The sequence below is a fragment of the Pseudarthrobacter niigatensis genome, from assembly GCF_030812615.1.
Lineage (GTDB): Bacteria > Actinomycetota > Actinomycetes > Actinomycetales > Micrococcaceae > Arthrobacter > Arthrobacter niigatensis.
On the sequence record NZ_JAUSTB010000002.1, the window covers coordinates 18,779 to 36,202 of the forward strand.

At 66.4% G+C, this 17,424-nt stretch carries 13 protein-coding genes; 11 read left to right on the top strand and 2 right to left on the bottom strand.

The window, feature by feature from the left end:
- The first annotated feature begins 60 nt into the window (after positions 1 to 60).
- Positions 61 to 1,584, top strand: a complete 1,524-nt coding sequence (locus J2T23_RS03230) for an ATP-dependent DNA ligase (protein WP_307357175.1) — start codon at positions 61 to 63, stop codon at positions 1,582 to 1,584.
- Positions 1,585 to 1,604: 20 nt separating this feature from the next.
- Here J2T23_RS03230 and J2T23_RS03235 read toward each other — a convergent pair whose 3' ends face one another.
- On the bottom strand, positions 1,605 to 2,573 hold the full coding sequence (locus J2T23_RS03235; RefSeq protein WP_307357178.1) for a DUF389 domain-containing protein: 969 nt from the start codon (positions 2,571 to 2,573) through the stop codon (positions 1,605 to 1,607).
- A 117-nt stretch (positions 2,574 to 2,690) separates the two neighbouring features.
- On the opposite strand from J2T23_RS03235, the gene J2T23_RS03240 reads away from it, so the two are divergent.
- From J2T23_RS03240 to J2T23_RS03255, 4 genes are all read left to right on the top strand, one after another.
- The gene (locus J2T23_RS03240; RefSeq protein WP_307357182.1) at positions 2,691 to 4,763 is read left to right on the top strand and encodes an acyltransferase family protein; all 2,073 of its coding nucleotides are present in this window, start codon (positions 2,691 to 2,693) and stop codon (positions 4,761 to 4,763) included.
- Positions 4,764 to 4,989: 226 nt separating this feature from the next.
- Complete coding sequence (gene guaB / locus J2T23_RS03245) at positions 4,990 to 6,501, top strand: IMP dehydrogenase (RefSeq protein ID WP_141159834.1); 1,512 nt, start codon at positions 4,990 to 4,992, stop codon at positions 6,499 to 6,501.
- 108 nt (positions 6,502 to 6,609) lie between these two features.
- Positions 6,610 to 8,043 carry an HNH endonuclease signature motif containing protein gene (locus J2T23_RS03250; protein WP_307357187.1) on the top strand — a complete coding sequence of 478 codons (1,434 nt, stop codon included), beginning with the start codon at positions 6,610 to 6,612 and terminating at the stop codon, positions 8,041 to 8,043.
- 40 nt (positions 8,044 to 8,083) lie between these two features.
- On the top strand, positions 8,084 to 9,943 hold the full coding sequence (locus J2T23_RS03255) for an ABC transporter ATP-binding protein (RefSeq protein ID WP_307357190.1): 1,860 nt from the start codon (positions 8,084 to 8,086) through the stop codon (positions 9,941 to 9,943).
- Positions 9,944 to 9,955: 12 nt separating this feature from the next.
- On the opposite strand, the gene J2T23_RS03260 is transcribed toward J2T23_RS03255, so the two are convergent.
- Complete coding sequence (locus J2T23_RS03260; RefSeq protein ID WP_141159837.1) at positions 9,956 to 10,561, bottom strand: hypothetical protein; 606 nt, start codon at positions 10,559 to 10,561, stop codon at positions 9,956 to 9,958.
- A 122-nt stretch (positions 10,562 to 10,683) separates the two neighbouring features.
- Between J2T23_RS03260 and J2T23_RS03265 the strand changes: the two genes are divergently transcribed.
- The 6 genes from J2T23_RS03265 to guaA all read left to right on the top strand — a co-directional run bounded on the left by J2T23_RS03265 (position 10,684) and on the right by guaA (position 17,341).
- Positions 10,684 to 11,820 (top strand): GuaB3 family IMP dehydrogenase-related protein, encoded by a 1,137-nt coding sequence (locus J2T23_RS03265; RefSeq protein WP_141159838.1) that lies wholly within the window; start codon positions 10,684 to 10,686, stop codon positions 11,818 to 11,820.
- Between the two features lie 99 nt (positions 11,821 to 11,919).
- Positions 11,920 to 13,659 (top strand): glycerol-3-phosphate dehydrogenase/oxidase, encoded by a 1,740-nt coding sequence (locus J2T23_RS03270; RefSeq protein WP_141182076.1) that lies wholly within the window; start codon positions 11,920 to 11,922, stop codon positions 13,657 to 13,659.
- A gap of 38 nt (positions 13,660 to 13,697) precedes the next feature.
- Positions 13,698 to 14,186, top strand: coding sequence for a PTS sugar transporter subunit IIA (locus J2T23_RS03275; protein WP_141159840.1), 489 nt, complete (start codon positions 13,698 to 13,700; stop codon positions 14,184 to 14,186).
- Positions 14,187 to 14,266: 80 nt separating this feature from the next.
- Positions 14,267 to 15,145: an SURF1 family protein gene (locus tag J2T23_RS03280; RefSeq protein ID WP_141159841.1), complete on the top strand. Its 879-nt coding sequence runs from the start codon at positions 14,267 to 14,269 to the stop codon at positions 15,143 to 15,145.
- The gene (locus J2T23_RS03285; protein WP_141182075.1) at positions 15,142 to 15,648 is read left to right on the top strand and encodes a DUF3817 domain-containing protein; all 507 of its coding nucleotides are present in this window, start codon (positions 15,142 to 15,144) and stop codon (positions 15,646 to 15,648) included. The genes J2T23_RS03280 and J2T23_RS03285 overlap by 4 nt, the downstream gene beginning before the upstream one ends.
- Before the next feature lie 103 nt (positions 15,649 to 15,751).
- Positions 15,752 to 17,341, top strand: coding sequence for a glutamine-hydrolyzing GMP synthase (guaA, locus tag J2T23_RS03290; RefSeq protein ID WP_141159843.1), 1,590 nt, complete (start codon positions 15,752 to 15,754; stop codon positions 17,339 to 17,341).
- Positions 17,342 to 17,424: the final 83 nt, after the last annotated feature.

Consider the following 17,424-nt stretch of genomic DNA (forward strand, 5'->3'; position numbering starts at 1 on the left):
GCACGCTGTCCAGTGCTCCGATCCAGGGTGCCGGTCCAGTGCCCGTGGCAGGATGGTGCCATGCTGCTCCTTGAGCTCGTGGAAACCACTAAAGCCGTCGCATCAACCCGCTCCCGGCTGGCAAAGGTGGACGCCCTGGCCCACCTGCTGCGCCGGCTGGAACCGGCGGAGATTCCGACGGCGGTGGGCTTGCTCAGTGCCAAACCCCGCCAGGGCCGGGTTGGGGTTGGCTGGAGCGCCGTGGCTGCGGCCAAGGCGGATCCGGCAGCGGAGCCACGCCTCACCGTGTCGGATTTTGATACCGCGCTGGACAGGCTCCTGGCAACAGCGGGCAGCGGGTCGGGTGCGGAACGGGCCGCCATCCTCCGGACGCTCATGGCTGCCGCCACCGAACCCGAGCAGTCGTTCATCGCCGGCGTCCTGCTTGGGGAACTGCGCACCGGCGCCCTCGAAGGAGTGCTGACGGACGCCGTCGCACGCGCCTCGGACCGGCCCGTCGACGCAGTGCGGCGTGCGGCCATGCTCTCCGGCGACCTCGGCGGTACGGCGCTACTTGCACTGATGGGCACCGCCGCGGAACTTGATGCCGTCGGCCTGGTGGTGGGCCGGCCGGTGCAGCCCATGCTCGCGGCCACCGCCGGCAGCGCGGGCGCGGCCCTTGAAGCCACCGGGGAGGCTTCGGTGGAATATAAGCTCGACGGCGCCCGCATCCAGGTGCACCGGTCCGGCAGCGACGTGCGCATCTTCACCCGCAACCTTGCCGATGTAACGCACCGCCTGCCCGAGGTGGTGGACCTGGTCCGCGGGTTGCCGGTACAGGACGTCATCCTCGATGGCGAAACCCTCGCCCTGGATGAAGAGGGCGCCCCGCGGCCCTTCCAGGAAACCATGTCGCGCTTTGGCGCAGACGCAGTCCGGGAGACGCTGCTGCACCCCTGGTTCTTCGACGTGCTGCACATCGACGGCCGTGACCTGCTGGATGAACCACTGGCCACCCGCATCGACATCCTCAACCGCGTGGCCCCTGCACACCGGATCCCGGGGGAGGTCACCGCCGACCCCGCCGTCGCCGAGCGCGTTTCCCAGGATGCGCTGGCCGCGGGCCATGAGGGCGTGGTGGTGAAGGCGATCGACTCGGTCTACGCCGCCGGCCGGCGCGGATCCAATTGGGTGAAAGTAAAGCCGGTGCATACCTACGACCTGGTGGTGCTTGCCTGCGAATGGGGCTCGGGACGCCGGACAGGGATGCTGTCCAACCTGCACCTCGGGGCATTGGATCCCGGCGGCGACTTCGGCGAACCCGGCGGCTACGTGATGGTGGGAAAAACCTTCAAGGGCCTTACCGATGAACTGCTGCGCTGGCAGACGGCCAGGTTCCAGGAAATTGAGGTGCGGCGCACCGCCGGCACCGTATGGGTTGAGCCGAAGACCGTCGTCGAAATAGCCATTGACGGCGTGCAGCAGTCGCCGCGCTACCCGGGCGGGATCGCCCTGAGGTTTGCCCGGGTCAAGCGCTACCGGGAGGACAAGGCCCCGGCCGAAGCGGACACCATCCAGACCCTCCGCTCCCTGCTGCGCTCGTAATGGCAAGGAACCGTTGTCCGTCAGTTGCGGCTTCTGCTGCCCTGGCGCCGTAGGGTCCGGGCCTCACCATCCGGCAGGCGCTTGGAGATCATGCGGTAGAAGAGCAGGACGGCGACGGCGGCCACCACGATGCCTACAAGGTTGAGCAGCAGTTGGAGCGCGGAGCCTGCAGCCTTCGGGTATTCGCCCAGTACCAAAGCTACCGCCACGTATCCGGCCGCCGGCACGGTGGTCACGGAGATGAAGACACCGATCAGGGCGGCCGAGCGGCGGCCGATGATGGACAGCATCCCGGCGATCCCCGCCAGGATGGCAACGATCAACGAATACGGGCCGGGGTGGTAGATGAACTCCACTGCCGAGCCTTTGTCCAGGGCATCGCGCGGAAAGAGGCCCAGCGGGATCGACAGCCACGCCGTCAGTGCGGCCAGCAGCATCGCAACCGGGAAGCCCACGGCCAGGGCTACTGCGGCACGGCGGCCAAGCCTCCACTTTCGGGTGGCGATCGAAACCGCGAGGGCGGCCAGTGGCCCGAACTCAGGACCCACTGCCATGGCGCCCACAATGGCAATGGGGGAGTCGGTCACAATACCGATTCCGGCGAGTTGGGTTGCCAGGACCAGGAAGGCAAGGAAGTTCCAGGTCAAACGGGAGTCCTCGCCGGTCTGCCGGGTGACGTCCTCCCAGATCACAGCGTCTGCGCCCTCACCCGGGGCGGCGCGCTCAGCCTGGTCGGCGTTCCGGGACAGCACGAATTCGGGTGTGGACATGGAAATGGACCCAACATCGCGGACCTTCAGGATGCTGAGCTTCTCCAGAAGTTCCTCCACCGATTCCCGGGCGACCAGGACCTCAATGACATCGCCCTCTGGCACCACGGAGGCACCCCGGACCACAGTGACCTCTGCCGTTCCACGCTGGTCGCGGCACGTCTGCACGGTCACGTCGGACAGCTCCCCGGGCACACAAATCCGCAGCTGGACAACCACGCCCGCTCCCTTCCACGACTGGGCCCAGCATAGTCTGAACCGGCGGCGTGATTGGCTGTTGGACAGCGCGTTGGCTAGGCTTGATGCTTTGGCTGGCGGCTGTTGTGAGGGGTTCTAGTGTCCGTAACGGAAGCCCCGAAGGCACCCGGATCCGGCCCCTCTGAACGCCCGCGGAAGCCCACTTTCCGTCCGGAGGTCCAAGGGCTCCGGGCGCTGGCTGTCCTGATGGTGGTGGCCTACCACGTGTGGCTGGGCCGGGTGTCCGGCGGAGTCGATATCTTCCTGCTCATCTCGGCCTTCCTGCTCACGTTGTCGTTCGTCCGGAAAGCCGAGTCAGGCAAACCCTTCAAGCTGCCGGCGCACTGGCTGCACCTGTTAAAGCGGCTGCTGCCGGCCGCCGTCGTGGTGATCCTCGGCGTGCTCGCCGGCACCTGGCTGATCCTGCCGCAGGGCCGCTGGCCGCAGGTACTGGACCAGGCCTGGGCGTCCCTGCTGTACAGCCAGAACTGGCTCCTGGCGGACTTATCCGTGGACTATTACGCGCAGGACCACGCCGGTGCCAGCCCGCTGCAGCACTTCTGGTCCCTGTCCATCCAAGGGCAGGTCTTCATCCTGTGGCCGCTGGTCTTTGCCGCCACGGCAGCCGTTCTGGCCGGGCTGCGCAGGGTATCCCGCCTGCAAGGGCTGACGTACCGCGGCCTGCTGGCCCTGGTTTTCGGTGCAGTCTTCGCGGTGTCACTGGCCTACTCCGTTGACCAGACAGCCACCAACCAGGCCTACGCCTACTTCGACACCCGCGCCCGGCTCTGGGAGTTTGCACTGGGCTCCCTGCTGGCGCTGGCGCTGCCGTACCTGCGGCCCGGACGCATGGTGCGCATTGCCCTGGGCTGGGCCGGACTGGCCGCGATGATTTCCTGCGGACTGGTGCTGACCGTTGACCGGTCCTTCCCGGGGTACGTGGCACTGTGGCCTACGCTTGCGGCCGCCGCGATCATCGTTGCCGGGCAGACCGGCAGCCGTTTCGGCGTTGACCGCCTGCTCAGCAGCCGGGCCGCCGTGGCCCTGGGCGACAACTCCTATGCCCTTTATCTGTGGCACTGGCCCGTCCTGGTGCTGGCGCTCGCGGCCACCGGCGTCGAAGCGCCGAACCTCATGCAGGGCCTCGGCATCGTTGGAGCCGCCATCGTCCTCGCCGTCCTGACCACGCGCTTCGTGGAAAAGCCGTTGCGGGACTGGCACTGGCCCAAGCTCCGAACGTGGCGGACCGCCGTCGTCGTTGTTGCCTGTGGCGCTGTCCTGGCCGGGCCCGTCGCGGTCTGGCAGACATCACTCACCGCTGAGGAAAGTGCGACGGCGGCACAACCGAGGGAGCTCACGCCCGGGGCGCTGGCGCTCACCCCGGAGAACGAAGACTCGCCCGCGCCGAGGGCCCGCACCATCCCCGGGCCCACGGCCCTGGACAACGATTGGGCCGGCATCGACTCGCCCTGCACCGGTGCCAACGCCACGGCCGACCCCATCCTGGAGGGCTGCCGGCAGGAGCTTCCCGAGGAACCGGCCACCCGGCGCATCGTGGTCCTGGGCGACTCCCACGCCCAGCAGTACCTTGCCGCCCTGGCGCCGGTGGCGGCCGCCCGTGGCTGGGAGATTGTCACCCTGCTGATGCCTGCCTGCCGCTTCGGAGCCGAATCGGACGCCAGGAACGCTGAATGCAACGCCTACAACCGCGCCAGCTCCGCCTACGTCCTGGAGCACCTGCCGGATGCCGTGTTCACCGTGGCGTCGCTGACCCACGAGGAGGCCCCGTTCGAAACTGAGGTTCCGGGATACCTCGATGGTGTGAAGCCGTTCGCGGATGCTGGAATCGAGATCGTCGGCATCCGGGACAACCCCCGGTTCACCTTCAATATGCCGCAGTGCGCCCAACGTAACGGTGCCGGCGCACCCGCGTGCAACCCGCCTCTGGCCGAGTCCCTGGTGGAGCCGTCGCCGCTGGAAAACTACCGCGGCAAGCTTCCGGGGCTTCACCTGATGGACATGAGCGACTTCATCTGCGCACGGGGCGTCTGCCCGGCCGTGGTGGGGAATGTGTACGTCTACAAGGACGACAACCACCTCACCAGGACTTATGTCGAGTCCATGATTCCCATGTTCGAACAGCGGCTGCTGGCTGCCACCGGCTGGAGCTGAGCCGTCACGGTTGCCGGACCGTGGGTGGGGTTGCTCACATTGGCGGCGTGGAATAGGGGGATCGGCGCCGAGGTTCTAATATTTACTCAACACTTTCTGCCCCCGGAACGCCGTCCTGCGCGGTGCTCCCGCAGGATCGTCTGCACAGGCCAGTTCCGTAATCACGGGCTGGTCATCGGCTGCAACCCCTACCCGTGACCCAGCAACCAAGGTAAGAGGCGCACTCATGACCGAGCCCGAACACAATCCCTTTGGCTTTATCGGCCTGACCTACGACGACGTCCTGCTCCTGCCGGGGCACACGGACGTCATCCCGTCCGAGGCCGACACGTCCTCGCGGATTTCCAAGCGGATCACGGTCCAGACCCCGCTGCTCTCCGCCGCCATGGACACCGTGACGGAATCCCGGATGGCCATCGCCATGGCCCGCCAGGGCGGCCTGGGCGTGGTGCACCGCAACCTGTCCATCGCCGACCAGGCGGACCAGGTTGACCGGGTGAAGCGGAGCGAGTCCGGGATGATCACCAACCCGCTGACCATCCGGCCCGAGGCAACGTTGCGCGAGCTCGATGATCTCTGCGCCCACTACCGCGTGTCCGGCCTTCCCGTGGTGGATGAGGACAACCGGCTGCTTGGCATCGTCACCAACCGCGACACCCGCTTTGTGCCGGAGTCCGATTTCCCGCTGCGGCTGGTCAGCGACGTCATGACCAAGATGCCCCTGGTCACCGGGCATGTAGGCATCAGCCGCGAGGAAGCCTCGCACAAGCTGGCTACCAACAAGATCGAGAAGCTCCCGCTCGTGGACGAGCAGGGCCGGCTCAAGGGCCTGATCACCACCAAGGACTTCACCAAGGCCGAGCAGTACCCCCTTGCCACCAAGGACGATGAGGGCCGCCTCCGCGTGGGTGCCGCGATCGGCTTCTTCGGCGACGGCTGGGAGCGCGCCATGACCCTGGTGGACGCCGGCGTCGACGCCCTGTTCGTGGATACCGCCAACGGCCACTCCCAGGGTGTCCTGGACATGATCCGCAGGCTGAAGTCCGACCCCGTCGCCGCCCACGTGGACATCATCGGCGGCCAGGCTGCCACCCGCGAAGGCGCCCAGGCCCTGATCGACGCCGGTGCCGACGGCATCAAGGTGGGCGTTGGTCCCGGGTCCATCTGCACCACCCGCGTCGTGGCCGGTGTCGGCGTCCCCCAGATCACGGCCATCTACGAATCCGCCAAGGCTGCCATTCCGGCAGGAGTTCCGCTGATCGCCGACGGCGGCCTGCAATACTCCGGCGACATCGGCAAAGCCCTGGTGGCCGGAGCCGACACCGTGATGCTGGGTTCGCTCCTGGCAGGCTGCGACGAGTCCCCTGGCGACCTGATCTTCGTCAACGGCAAGCAGTTCAAGTCCTACCGTGGAATGGGTTCCCTGGGCGCCATGCAGTCGCGCGGCAAGAACACGTCCTACTCCAAGGACCGCTACTTCCAGGCTGACGTCTCCGGTGACGACAAGTTGATCCCTGAAGGCATCGAAGGCCGCGTGGCGTACCGTGGCCCGCTGTCCTCCGTGGCGTACCAGCTGGTGGGCGGCCTGCGCCAGACCATGTTCTACACCGGTGCACCCACCGTCCCCGAGCTGAAGGTCCGGGGCAAGTTCGTACGGATCACCTCCGCCGGGCTGAAGGAATCGCACCCGCACGATATCCAGATGACCGTCGAGGCGCCGAATTACGGCTCGCGCTAGACACAGGACTGAATAGAGGAGGCAAGGTTTTGACCTTGCCTCCTCTTCTTTTCCTCCGCGGAGCCCTTCTCGTCCTTGAATGTCGGACCCTCGTTGGATGCTGTGGGTATGGGAATCGGCGGTGGTGTTGGGGTGGTGCTGGAGGGTGTTCGTGCCTCTGTTGCTGCCCTTGATGCGCTGGAGCGGGAGGACGCCTCCCTGGCTGCCGGTTTGGATGTTGGTTTCGGTGTTGGTGCCGGTGTGGATGTGTTGCAGCGGCGGTATGAGATCCGGTTGGAGCGGCTGGAGCTTACGTCCCGGCTGGAGGCGCAGCTTGCAGGGATGAAGGCACGGGACGCCGCCGACGCCGCCGGGTTCCAGGAGGCGATGACCCCGCCGGACGCCTCGGTCCAGGACCGCACGTACGCGCAGATGTCGGTGGTGGAGGAGATCGCCGCGGTCCTCACCATCAGCTCCGCCGCAGCCGGGGCGCTGGTGGAGCAGTCCCGCCGGATCTGTTCCCTACCGCCGGTGTTCCAGGCCCTGTCCACCGGAACCATGTCCTGGCAGCACGCCCGCGTCGTCGCGGACGAAACCGAGGGCCTTGACGCTGTCGGGGCTGCCGGGCTGGTGGCGCACTTCTTCGACCCCGCCACCCCCGATCCGGCCCGGGGTGCCGCGCCCGGTGAACTGGTCCCGTCCCGGTTCCGGGCCAAGATCCGGGGCTGGCGGGAACGCCACCACCCCGAATCAATCCAAAAGCGCCATGCGAAAGGGGTGGCTGACCGGCGGATGGAATACACCCCGGACCGGGACGGCATGGCCTGGGTCTCCCTCTACCTTCCCGGCGATACCGCGTGCGCGATCTGGAACCGGACCACCGCGACCGCCCGCGGCCTCCAGGGCCCCAACGAACCCCGCACGCTTACGCAACTCCGCCCCGACATCGCCGCATCCCTGTTGCTGGGGGCTGGAACCGCCACCGACCTTGCTGAAATTCCCACCCCACGGGCCGACGTGCTGGTCACCGTGCCCGTGTTCTCGCTCCTCGGCCTCACTGACGAACCCGCAGTGCTGGATGGTTTGGGGCCGATCCCGGCATCGATGGCACGGAAACTCGTCGCCGGTGGGGCGGAGTCGTTCTACCGGGTCCTCGTCGACCCGCGGGACGGGGCGCCCCTGGAGATCGGCAGGAAGAACTACCGGCTCACGGGGGCCATCAAACGCTGGATCAGGCTGCGCGATGCCCAATGCACGTTCCCCGGCTGCACCAACCGCACCCCCGACAACGAAACCGACCACCTCACCGCGTGGCAAGACGGTGGCACCACCAACGTCAGCAACCTGGCCCAGCTCTGCCGCAAGCATCATCGGCTCAAACATCACAGCCAATGGACCCCGGGCCCGGCCACGAGCAAGGACCCACCGGGCTGGACCTCACCCACCGGGCGCTTCTACAACCCGGAACACCAGGATTCAGAACCAACCCACTGGCCACCAGGAAGCCTGCCAGGGCAAAGAAGCATTCTGGAGGAAGCACTCGTGCTGCGTCTCGCTGGCTAGCGGCCGTCTTTCATGTCCAGTCCGGCGCTAGGCTGATTCCATGTCCCAACCGCGCCATCCGGCGGAACTGGCCCCTAAACGCGACCCGCAAAAGCGGCTGGCGCTGCGTCCCTATGCCAAGGCCGTGGCCCAGGTTCTCCGGGTGAGTTTCCGCGCCTCCCCGGGCGCGGTGGTCATGAAAGTGCTTGGCTCGCTGATTTCGGCCGTGCTGCCGCTGGTCACCACCTACTTCGCGTCCCTCACCACCACGGCTTTGGCGGCAGCCTACGCGGGCGACGCCGCGGCGGGGCGCCTTGCGATCGTCTACGTCGTCGTCACTGCCGCGCTGGGTCTCTTCTGGGGCGCCTTCAACAGCATCGACCGGTATATCCAGCAGTTGATGAGCTTCAAGGTGGGGGCCATCGTCGGTGACCAGATGTACGAACGCTTCCTTGCCCTCGAGTTCTGGCGGTACGACGACAAGGAGACAGTGGACCTCTACGACCGTGCCAAACGGTTTTCGGATTCGTATGCGCGCGTCCTGGACCGCATCGCAGCAATCTTCACCCAGTTGATCTCAGTCATCCTGGCCATCGGCGCCCTGCTGCTGGTCAGCTGGTGGATCGCCGTCATCGTCCTGGTGGCCATCGTCCCCAGCGTGTACCTGCAGTTCAAGCTGTCCAGGGAGCAGATCGCGCACTGGAACACGCAGGTTGATTCACGCCGCCAGCGCCGCATGATCGAGACCAACCTCCTCCGGCCGCAGCACATTGCCGAAATGCGGCTTTACGGCATCGTCAGTTTCCTCATGGACCTTCGCTCGCGCCTTCGTGATGCGGACGAGCGTCGCCGGCTGGACTACCAGCGCCGGTACATTCCCAGGCAGTTGGCTGCGGACGCCCTGCAGTACGGTGCCGAGGTGGTGTCCTTGATTTGGGTGGTGGGGCAGATCATTGCCCGCGCAGCCCCGGTGGGCCAGTTCCTCTACGTACAGCAGATCGTCAGCCGTGCATTGTCCACGGCCAATAACCTGGTGTCCTCGCTCAGCTCCATTGACGAAGACCTCGCGAACCTGAAGGACTACGAGCTGTTCATGGCGATGCCCGTGCACTTTGAGCATGCCCCGCCGCTGCTGGAAGCCCCGCGGGAAATTGAGCTGAAGGACATCCGCTTCACCTACACCGGAAGCGACATCGAAGTCATCCGGGGCATCAGCCTCACTATCCGGCGGGGCCAGCACATCGCCATCGTGGGTGAGAACGGGGCCGGGAAGTCGACGCTGATCCGCATCCTCGCCGGGCTCTACCGGCCTGACTCCGGCCAGGTCCTGCTCGGCGGCGTGGACCTCGCCGCCGTCGACGTCACCTCCTGGCACCGGCACTTGGCCGTGCTCAGCCAGGAGTTCCTCAAGTATGAGTTCGCCACGGCGGCCGAGAACATCTACTTCGGGGACGTCGACTCGGCCCGGGATGATGAACGCATCCGCAGGGCGGCCTCGGACGCGGAGGCCCTGGAATTCATCAACAGGTTGCCCAACGGCCTGGACAACCACGTCAGCAACTGGATGGAGGATCCACGGGGGCGGAAGGGGAGCGGCCTTTCGGGAGGCCAGTGGCAGCGCCTTGCCATGGCCAGGAACTTCTACCGGGACGCGTCCTTCATGGTGATGGACGAGCCCACCTCCGCCATCGACGCCCTCGCCGAGCACCGCATCTTCACCCGGCTCTTTGCGGACCGCAGCAGCACCATCATCGCTATCAGCCACCGGCTCGCCACCATCGAGAAGGCGGACGTCGTGTACATGCTGGAGGACGGGGAAGTGGTGGAGCAGGGCACGCACAAGGAGTTGGTTGCCCTGCGCGGCCGCTACTTCAGGATGTTCGAATCGCAGCTGACGGTCGATGAACCTGAAGAAGTCTGACGCGGCTGCCCGTCATGCCTCCACAACTGTGGTTCGGACACGGGCAAGGCTTGGCCGCGGCGGCACGCTGCTGAAGCCGAACGTGACGGCGGGCCGGATGGGAGCCAGCGCCCCGGCGTCGGATCCTTCCCAGCTGACGACGGCGGAGGTCACGTGGTGCAGGTCAGTCACCCCGTAGAACTCAGCCCTGCCGCTGCCGGCAGTGCCGTACGTGCGGGCGCCGGGTGCCGCGAGGGCGGCGAGCGGATTGACCGCGGCGAGCCACCGGGGATGGACCGCAAGGCGCCGGGGCACTGCCCGCAGCGCTGTTCCGAGAAGGGTACGCGGTCCGGTGGCAGCCCGGATGGCCAGCGGGCCGGCGTCGACCGTCAACACCTGTCCGGCGAGCGAGGCGTGAACCTCCCCGACCTGTACCTCGTCAAAGCTGTATGTGGCCGATATGAAGCCAGCCACTTCGGGTGAGGGAGCCAGCAGCATCCGGTGCCCCGAAGGCTGCTGCACCATGACATCGGCAAATGAACCAAAGGGGGAGTCCTGCCAGATGCCCACGACGGTGCGCAGCCCGGAGGCAGTGCCAATCCCGGCGATGTGCCCGTCGAAAATCCAGCGTGCGCCCATCACGCCACTCTAATGGGAGGCCAGGACGGGTCCGCCTTCGATGGCAACGCTCCAACCGGCAGCGCTACCCGGACGGACACAGCCGGGCCAGTTCACCGAAGCCGCTGGGATAACCTAGAGCAGTGACTTATGAGATCGAGATCGGCCGTGGCAAGCGTGGGCGTCGTGCCTACTCCCTGGATGACATTGCAATCGTCCCCAACCGTCGCACCCGCGACCCCAAGGACGTCTCCGTCTCCTGGCAGATCGACGCCTATCAGTTCGAGATGCCGGTGATCGCCGCGCCGATGGACTCGGCCATGTCCCCGGCCACCGCAATCGCCCTCGGCAAGCTGGGCGGCCTTGGCGTGCTGGACCTGGAAGGCCTCTGGACCCGGTACGAGGATCCGCAGTCGGTCCTGGACGAAATTGCGGCGCTGGAGGACGAAACCAACAGCCCCGCCGTGACCGGGCGCATGCAGGAGCTTTACCAGGCCCCCATCCAGCCGGAGCTCATCACCTCCCGCCTGGCTGAGATCCGCGAGGCCGGCGTCACCGTTGCCGGGTCCCTGACCCCGCAGCGCACCCAGGAACACTACAAGACCGTCCTGGCGGCCGGCGTCGATATCTTCGTCATCCGCGGCACCACCGTGTCCGCCGAGCACGTCTCCAAGGACCACGAGCCGCTGAACCTCAAGCAGTTCATCTACGAACTCGACGTCCCGGTGATCGTGGGCGGCGCAGCAGGTTACACCCCGGCGCTGCACCTCATGCGCACCGGCGCCGCAGGCGTCCTGGTCGGCTTCGGCGGCGGCGCCACCACCACCACCCGCCGCGCCCTGGGCATCCACTCACCCATGGCCTCCGCCATCTCCGACGTCGCAGCCGCCCGCCGCGACTACATGGACGAGTCCGGCGGCCGCTACGTCCACGTCATTGCCGACGGCGGGATGGGCACCTCGGGCGACATCGTCAAGGCAATCGCCATGGGCGCCGACGCCGTCATGCTGGGGAGTGCCTTGGCCCGGGCAGAAGAAGCACCGGGCAAGGGATGGCACTGGGGCCAGGAAGCGCACCACACCGAACTGCCCCGCGGAGACCGCGCCAACGTGGGCACCGTCGGCCCGCTGCAGGAGGTCCTCTTTGGGCCCGGCCACCACACCAACGGCACGTCCAACCTCATTGGCGCCCTGCGGCGCTCCATGGCCACCACCGGATATTCCGACCTGAAGGAATTCCAGCGGGTCGACGTCGTGGTGTCGCCTTACGCCGGCAACTAAGGCTCCGCGGCAGGGCGGGCGCTGGCCCGCCCTGCCCAAGCACGCCACGAGCAAGTAGTGTGGGTTTACTACCGGCACTAGAGGCACTGGAGGCGTTCAATGAAGAGTGTTCCTGCAAACGGCGGGGTCCTTGGCCCCGAAGCCAGGGAAGCATCCATCCAGCGGCTGCGCGCCACCACGGAACCCGGCCAGGAACTCGACATCCTGATTGTGGGCGGCGGCATCGTCGGCACGGGAGCCGCCCTTGACGCCGTGACCCGGGGGTTGAGCGTCGGCATCGTCGAGGCAAGCGACTGGGCTGCGGGGACGTCATCCCGGTCTTCAAAACTTATCCACGGTGGCTTGCGCTACCTGGAAATGCTGGACTTTGCCCTGGTCAAGGAGGCCCTGCAGGAACGCGGGCTGCTCCTCTCCGAGATTGCCCCCCACCTGGCCCGGCCGGTGCCGTTCCTGTATCCGCTGACCAAACCCTTCATCGAGCGGCCCTATGTTGGTGCCGGCATCGCCCTCTATGACGCCATGTCCATCTCCAGTGGGCACAGCCGCGGCGTCCCGTTCCACAAGCACCTGAGCAGGCGGGGCACCCTGCGCGCCGCGCCCAGCCTGAAGGACGACGCCTTCGTGGGGTCCATCCGGTACTACGACGGGCAGGTGGACGACGCCAAATACTGCGCCAACCTGGTCCGCACTGCTGCCTACTACGGCGCCCATGCCGTGAACCAGATGAAAGTGGTGGACTTCCTCCGCGAAGGCGAGCGGGTGGTCGGTGCCAAAGTGGAAAACCGCGAAGACGGGAGCCAGTTCAGCATCCGCGCCAAACAGGTCATCAATGCCACCGGCGTATGGACCGACGAAACCCAGGCCATGGTCACCGACCGCGGCCAGCTGAAGGTCCGCGCCTCCAAGGGCATCCACCTTGTGGTGCCCCGCGACCGCTTCCAGTCCACGGTTGGCCTGATCCTGCGCACCGAGAAATCGGTCCTGTTCGTCATCCCGTGGGGACGGCACTGGATCATCGGCACCACCGATACGGACTGGCACCTGGACAAGGCCCACCCTGCCGCTTCCAGCAAGGACATCGACTACGTCCTGGAACACGTCAACCAGGTGCTGAAACGGCCCCTGACCAGGGAAGACGTCGAAGGAGTCTACGCGGGGCTGCGGCCACTGCTGGCCGGCGAAAACGACTCCACCGCCAAGCTCTCCCGCGAACACGTCGTGGCGCACCCCGTCCCCGGGCTGGTGGTGGTTGCCGGTGGAAAATGGACCACTTACCGGGTCATGGCCAAGGATGCCGTCGACGAGGCCACCCGCACCATGGATGAGCGGGTCCCGCCGAGCTGCACCGAGACCATCCCGTTGCTGGGTGCCAGCGGTTTCCGGGCGGCCTGGAACCGCCGGAACCGCACCGCAGAGGAATCCGGTGTCCACGTGGCGCGGATCGAGCACCTGCTCAACCGGTACGGCTCCATGACGCCTGAGGTCCTGGCCATTATTGAGCAGAACCCGGAGCTGGCGGAGCCACTCCCCGGCGCCGACGATTACTTGCAGGCAGAGGCGGTCTACGCCGCAAGCCATGAAGGTGCCCGCCATGTCCAGGACGTCCTCACCCGCCGCACCAGGATCTCCATCGAATCCTGGGACCGCGGAGTGTCGGCCGCTCCCGTTGTCGCTAAACTGATGGGTGACGTCCTCGGCTGGAGTGACACGCAGCGTGAAAACGAAGTCCGCCACTACCTTGCCCGCGTGGAGGCCGAACGCCTTAGCCAGCAACAGCCGGACGACGAATCCGCAGACGCCGCCCGCCTGGGCGCGGAAGACATCGTGCCCTTGCGTTGAGGGGCCGTTCGCCCCACTGCTGACCGAAGGGATACGCCTTGGCGGAACCACTGGACCCGTATGACGCCCACCTGACCACCGCCGACATGGTGATCCTGGAAATGGAGGCGAAGGACAAGACCGACGCCACTAACCAACTGGCAGAGCGGCTCTACGCCGCCGGGCGGATCTCGGATCTTGACGGGTTCCTGAAGAACGTCAACGCCCGGGAGCATCAGCTGGCCACGGGGCTCCCGGGCGGCATCGGGCTGCCGCATGCCCGCAGCGAGTTCGTATCGCAAACCTCCATCGCCGTCGGCATTGCCAAGTACGGCCACGCGCTGGATTTCGGAGCCGCCGACGGCCCCGCCACGGTCATCCTGCTGATCGCCACCCCGGCCAGCTCGTTCTCCGACCATCTGGAAGTCCTGGCCACACTGGCCCGGTCACTCTCCAAGGAATCATTCCGCGAGTCGCTGCGGCGTGCCTATGACGCAGAAGTAATCGCCGAGCTCATCAACTCCAGCCTGGTGTTCTTCGATCACTAGGCGCATCCCGGGTCCCGCCTCCGAGCCCGGACGCCCTTGGCGTTTAGTTGTTCTACAGAAGTACGAAGTACGGTTAAGACGTGTGGAAAACAGCCCTTAAGCCCCGATGGATCGCAGGCTTTATCTTCGCGATCGCTCTCTCCGGGGTCTTCGTGCTGCTGAGCCAGTGGCAGTTCGGCCGCTCCACCCAGCCCGAGGTTCCGGTCAACCCCGCCACTGAACAGGTACAGCCACTCACCACCACCCTGCAGCCGGGTGAATTCTTCCACGGCAGCGTAGCCGACCAAATGGTCACCGCGCAGGGGACGTACAGCCCGGACAAGCAGGTCCTGGTTCCCGGCAGGCTCCACGACGGCAAGACCGGCTACTGGGTCGTTTCAGCCTTCGCCGTCAAAGATGCCCCGGCCCTGGCCGGTGCAGGCGCCTCACCGCAGACCTGGATCCCGGTGGCACGCGGGTGGGTCGCGGAACCCGGGGACGCGGCAGCACCGCCGTCGGGCCTTGTTGAACTGACCGGGCGGCTGCTGCCGTCCGAAGCGCCGGTGGCCGGGAAAGCACCCAAAGCGGGGGAGGCCTCCGCCGTCTCCGTGGCGGAACTCATCAACTACTGGGAGGTGAGCAGCTATCCCGGCTTCGTCTCCGCCACCGCAGAGGTGGTGGGCGGCCAGGACGTGAGTGCCTCCGCGGTGCCAGGGAACCTCCTTCCATTGGACATCGGACCCCAGCCGCCCGCCCAGCACATCAACTGGCTCAACCTCTTCTACTCCATCGAGTGGGTTGTCTTCGCCGGCTTCGCGCTTTTCATCTGGTGGCGCCTGGTCAAGGATGACTACCACCGGGACCTCGAGGAGGCCCTTGACGACGCCGACGATGACGGGCACGACGAACAGCACCAGCTTCCACAGCAGGCCAAACAGCACCAGCAGCCTGACCAGCACCAGCAGAAGGTACAGCCATGATTGATCCGAAACCGGCCACCCCCTCATCGCAGGCCTCCGGCAAGAGCTCCGGGAAGAAACGCCGTTTCGGCGGTACCGAGGCCCAGATCCGGTCGGCCCTGAAGTTCTACAAGGTCATGGCCTACCTCACCGGCACCATGCTCCTGCTGCTGTGTGCGGAACTGGTGGCACGCTACGGCTTCGGGCAGTACCTGTTCGCCGGGGGGACCAACGCGGTGACCGGGCACCCGTTCGGCTTCGGGTTTGCCGACGCCGAACCGGCGGGGGTGCTCAACGGCATGAACGTCTCCGTCACCGTGCTGATCGTCCACGGCTGGATGTACGTTGTGTACCTGATCTCGAACTTCCGGCTCTGGTCCCTGATGCGCTGGCCGTTCCTGAAACTTGTCCTGCTGGCACTGGGCGGCGTGGTGCCGTTCCTGTCCTTCATCGTCGAAAAGAAGTTCCACGCCGAGGTGGAGGCCGAGCTGGCCGCCAACCCGCAGGCACCTCAGCGCTACTGAAACGTGCCTCGCGCCCGCCGGCCACCCGCCGTCGGACGTCTGCTCCGTCACAGCCGGGCCTCTCAAGGTGCGCCGGTGCAAGGGCGCAAAGTAGGCTATTACGGTGACTACTCCCACTGCATCCCAGACTTCCCAGAAGCCGGTGCTGGTTGTTGATTACGGTGCCCAGTACGCGCAGCTGATTGCCCGCCGCGTCAGGGAAGCGAACGTGTATTCGGAAGTGGTTCCGCATACCTGGTCCACCGAGCAGCTCCTGGCCAAGAATCCCGCCGCCATCATCCTTTCCGGCGGACCTTCCAGCGTCTATGCCGACGGCGCCCCCAGCGTGGGTGCCGACCTCTTCGAAGCGGGTGTTCCCGTCTTTGGCATCTGCTACGGCTTCCAGGCCATGGCCAACGCCCTGGGCGGCAAGGTGGACAAGACCGGGCTGCGGGAGTACGGATCCACGGAAACCACCATCCTGGGCGAGGGGCGCTCCGTGCTGGAGGGCATGCCCCAGCACCAGAAGACCTGGATGAGCCACGGCGACTCCGTCCACCGGGCGCCGGAAGGCTTCGAAGTCCTGGCCACGACGGCGGGCGCGGAAGTGGCCGCTTTCGCCAACGAGGAAAAGGGCCTCTTCGGTGTGCAGTGGCACCCTGAGGTCAAGCACTCCGCCTACGGCCAGCAGGTGCTCGAGAACTTCCTGTTCAACTGCGCCAAGATCGAACCCAACTGGACCACCGGCAACATCCTTGAAGAACAGGTGGAGCGCATCCGCCGGCAGATCGGGGATGCCCGTGTCATTTGCGGCCTCTCCGGCGGCGTCGATTCCGCCGTGGCGGCAGCCCTGGTCCAGCGCGCTGTGGGCGACCAGCTCACTTGCGTGTTCGTGGACCACGGCCTCCTGCGCGAAGGCGAAGCCGAACAGGTGGAGCGCGACTTCGTGGCCGCCACCGGCGTGAAGCTGTACGTGGCCAACGAACAGGAACGCTTCCTGTCCGCGCTGGCCGGCGTCAGCGATCCCGAGACCAAGCGCAAGATCATTGGCCGGGAGTTCATCCGCGCCTTCGAAGAAGCAGAACTGGCCATCATCGCCGAGGCCGCAGCCCACGGCGAGAAGATCAAGTTCTTGGTCCAGGGCACGCTTTACCCGGACGTCGTCGAATCCGGCGGCGGCGAAGGTGCAGCCAACATCAAGAGCCACCACAATGTGGGCGGCCTCCCCGAGGACCTGCAGTTCGAGCTCGTTGAGCCGCTGCGCGCACTGTTCAAAGATGAGGTCCGTGCCGTGGGCGCCCAGCTCGGCCTGCCGCAGGAAATCGTCGGCCGCCAGCCGTTCCCCGGCCCAGGCCTCGGCATCCGGATCGTCGGCGACATCACCAAGGAGCGGCTGGAACTGCTCCGCAAGGCCGACGCCATCGCCCGCGCCGAACTGACCGCAGCCGGGCTGGACAACGAAGTATGGCAGATGCCCGTGGTCCTGCTCGCGGAGGTCCGCAGCGTGGGCGTCATGGGCGACGGCCGCACCTACGGCCACCCCATCGTGCTCCGTCCGGTGTCCTCCGAAGACGCGATGACCGCCGACTGGTCACGCCTGCCGTACGACCTGCTGGCCCGCATCTCCAACCGGATCACCAACGAGGTTGACGGCGTCAACCGGGTGGTGCTGGACGTTACCAGCAAGCCGCCGGGAACCATCGAGTGGGAATAGCGTCCTAGTGGCCGGCCTCCGTCAGCGGAGGCCGGCCACTGCCTTTTCCCAGCGAATTCCCCGGCAATTTCCCGTGCCCCAGT

Bases quoted from the DNA above. Each gene is read 5' to 3' on its own strand.
- J2T23_RS03230 (WP_307357175.1), top strand. From the start codon at position 61: ATGCTGCTCCTTGAGCTCGTGGAAACCACTAAAGCCGTCGCATCAACC.
- guaB (WP_141159834.1), top strand. From the start codon at position 4,990: ATGACCGAGCCCGAACACAATCCCTTTGGCTTTATCGGCCTGACCTAC.
- J2T23_RS03250 (WP_307357187.1), top strand. From the start codon at position 6,610: ATGGGAATCGGCGGTGGTGTTGGGGTGGTGCTGGAGGGTGTTCGTGCC.
- J2T23_RS03255 (WP_307357190.1), top strand. From the start codon at position 8,084: ATGTCCCAACCGCGCCATCCGGCGGAACTGGCCCCTAAACGCGACCCG.
- J2T23_RS03260 (WP_141159837.1), bottom strand. From the start codon at position 10,561: ATGGGCGCACGCTGGATTTTCGACGGGCACATCGCCGGGATTGGCACT.
- J2T23_RS03270 (WP_141182076.1), top strand. From the start codon at position 11,920: ATGAAGAGTGTTCCTGCAAACGGCGGGGTCCTTGGCCCCGAAGCCAGG.
- J2T23_RS03285 (WP_141182075.1), top strand. From the start codon at position 15,142: ATGATTGATCCGAAACCGGCCACCCCCTCATCGCAGGCCTCCGGCAAG.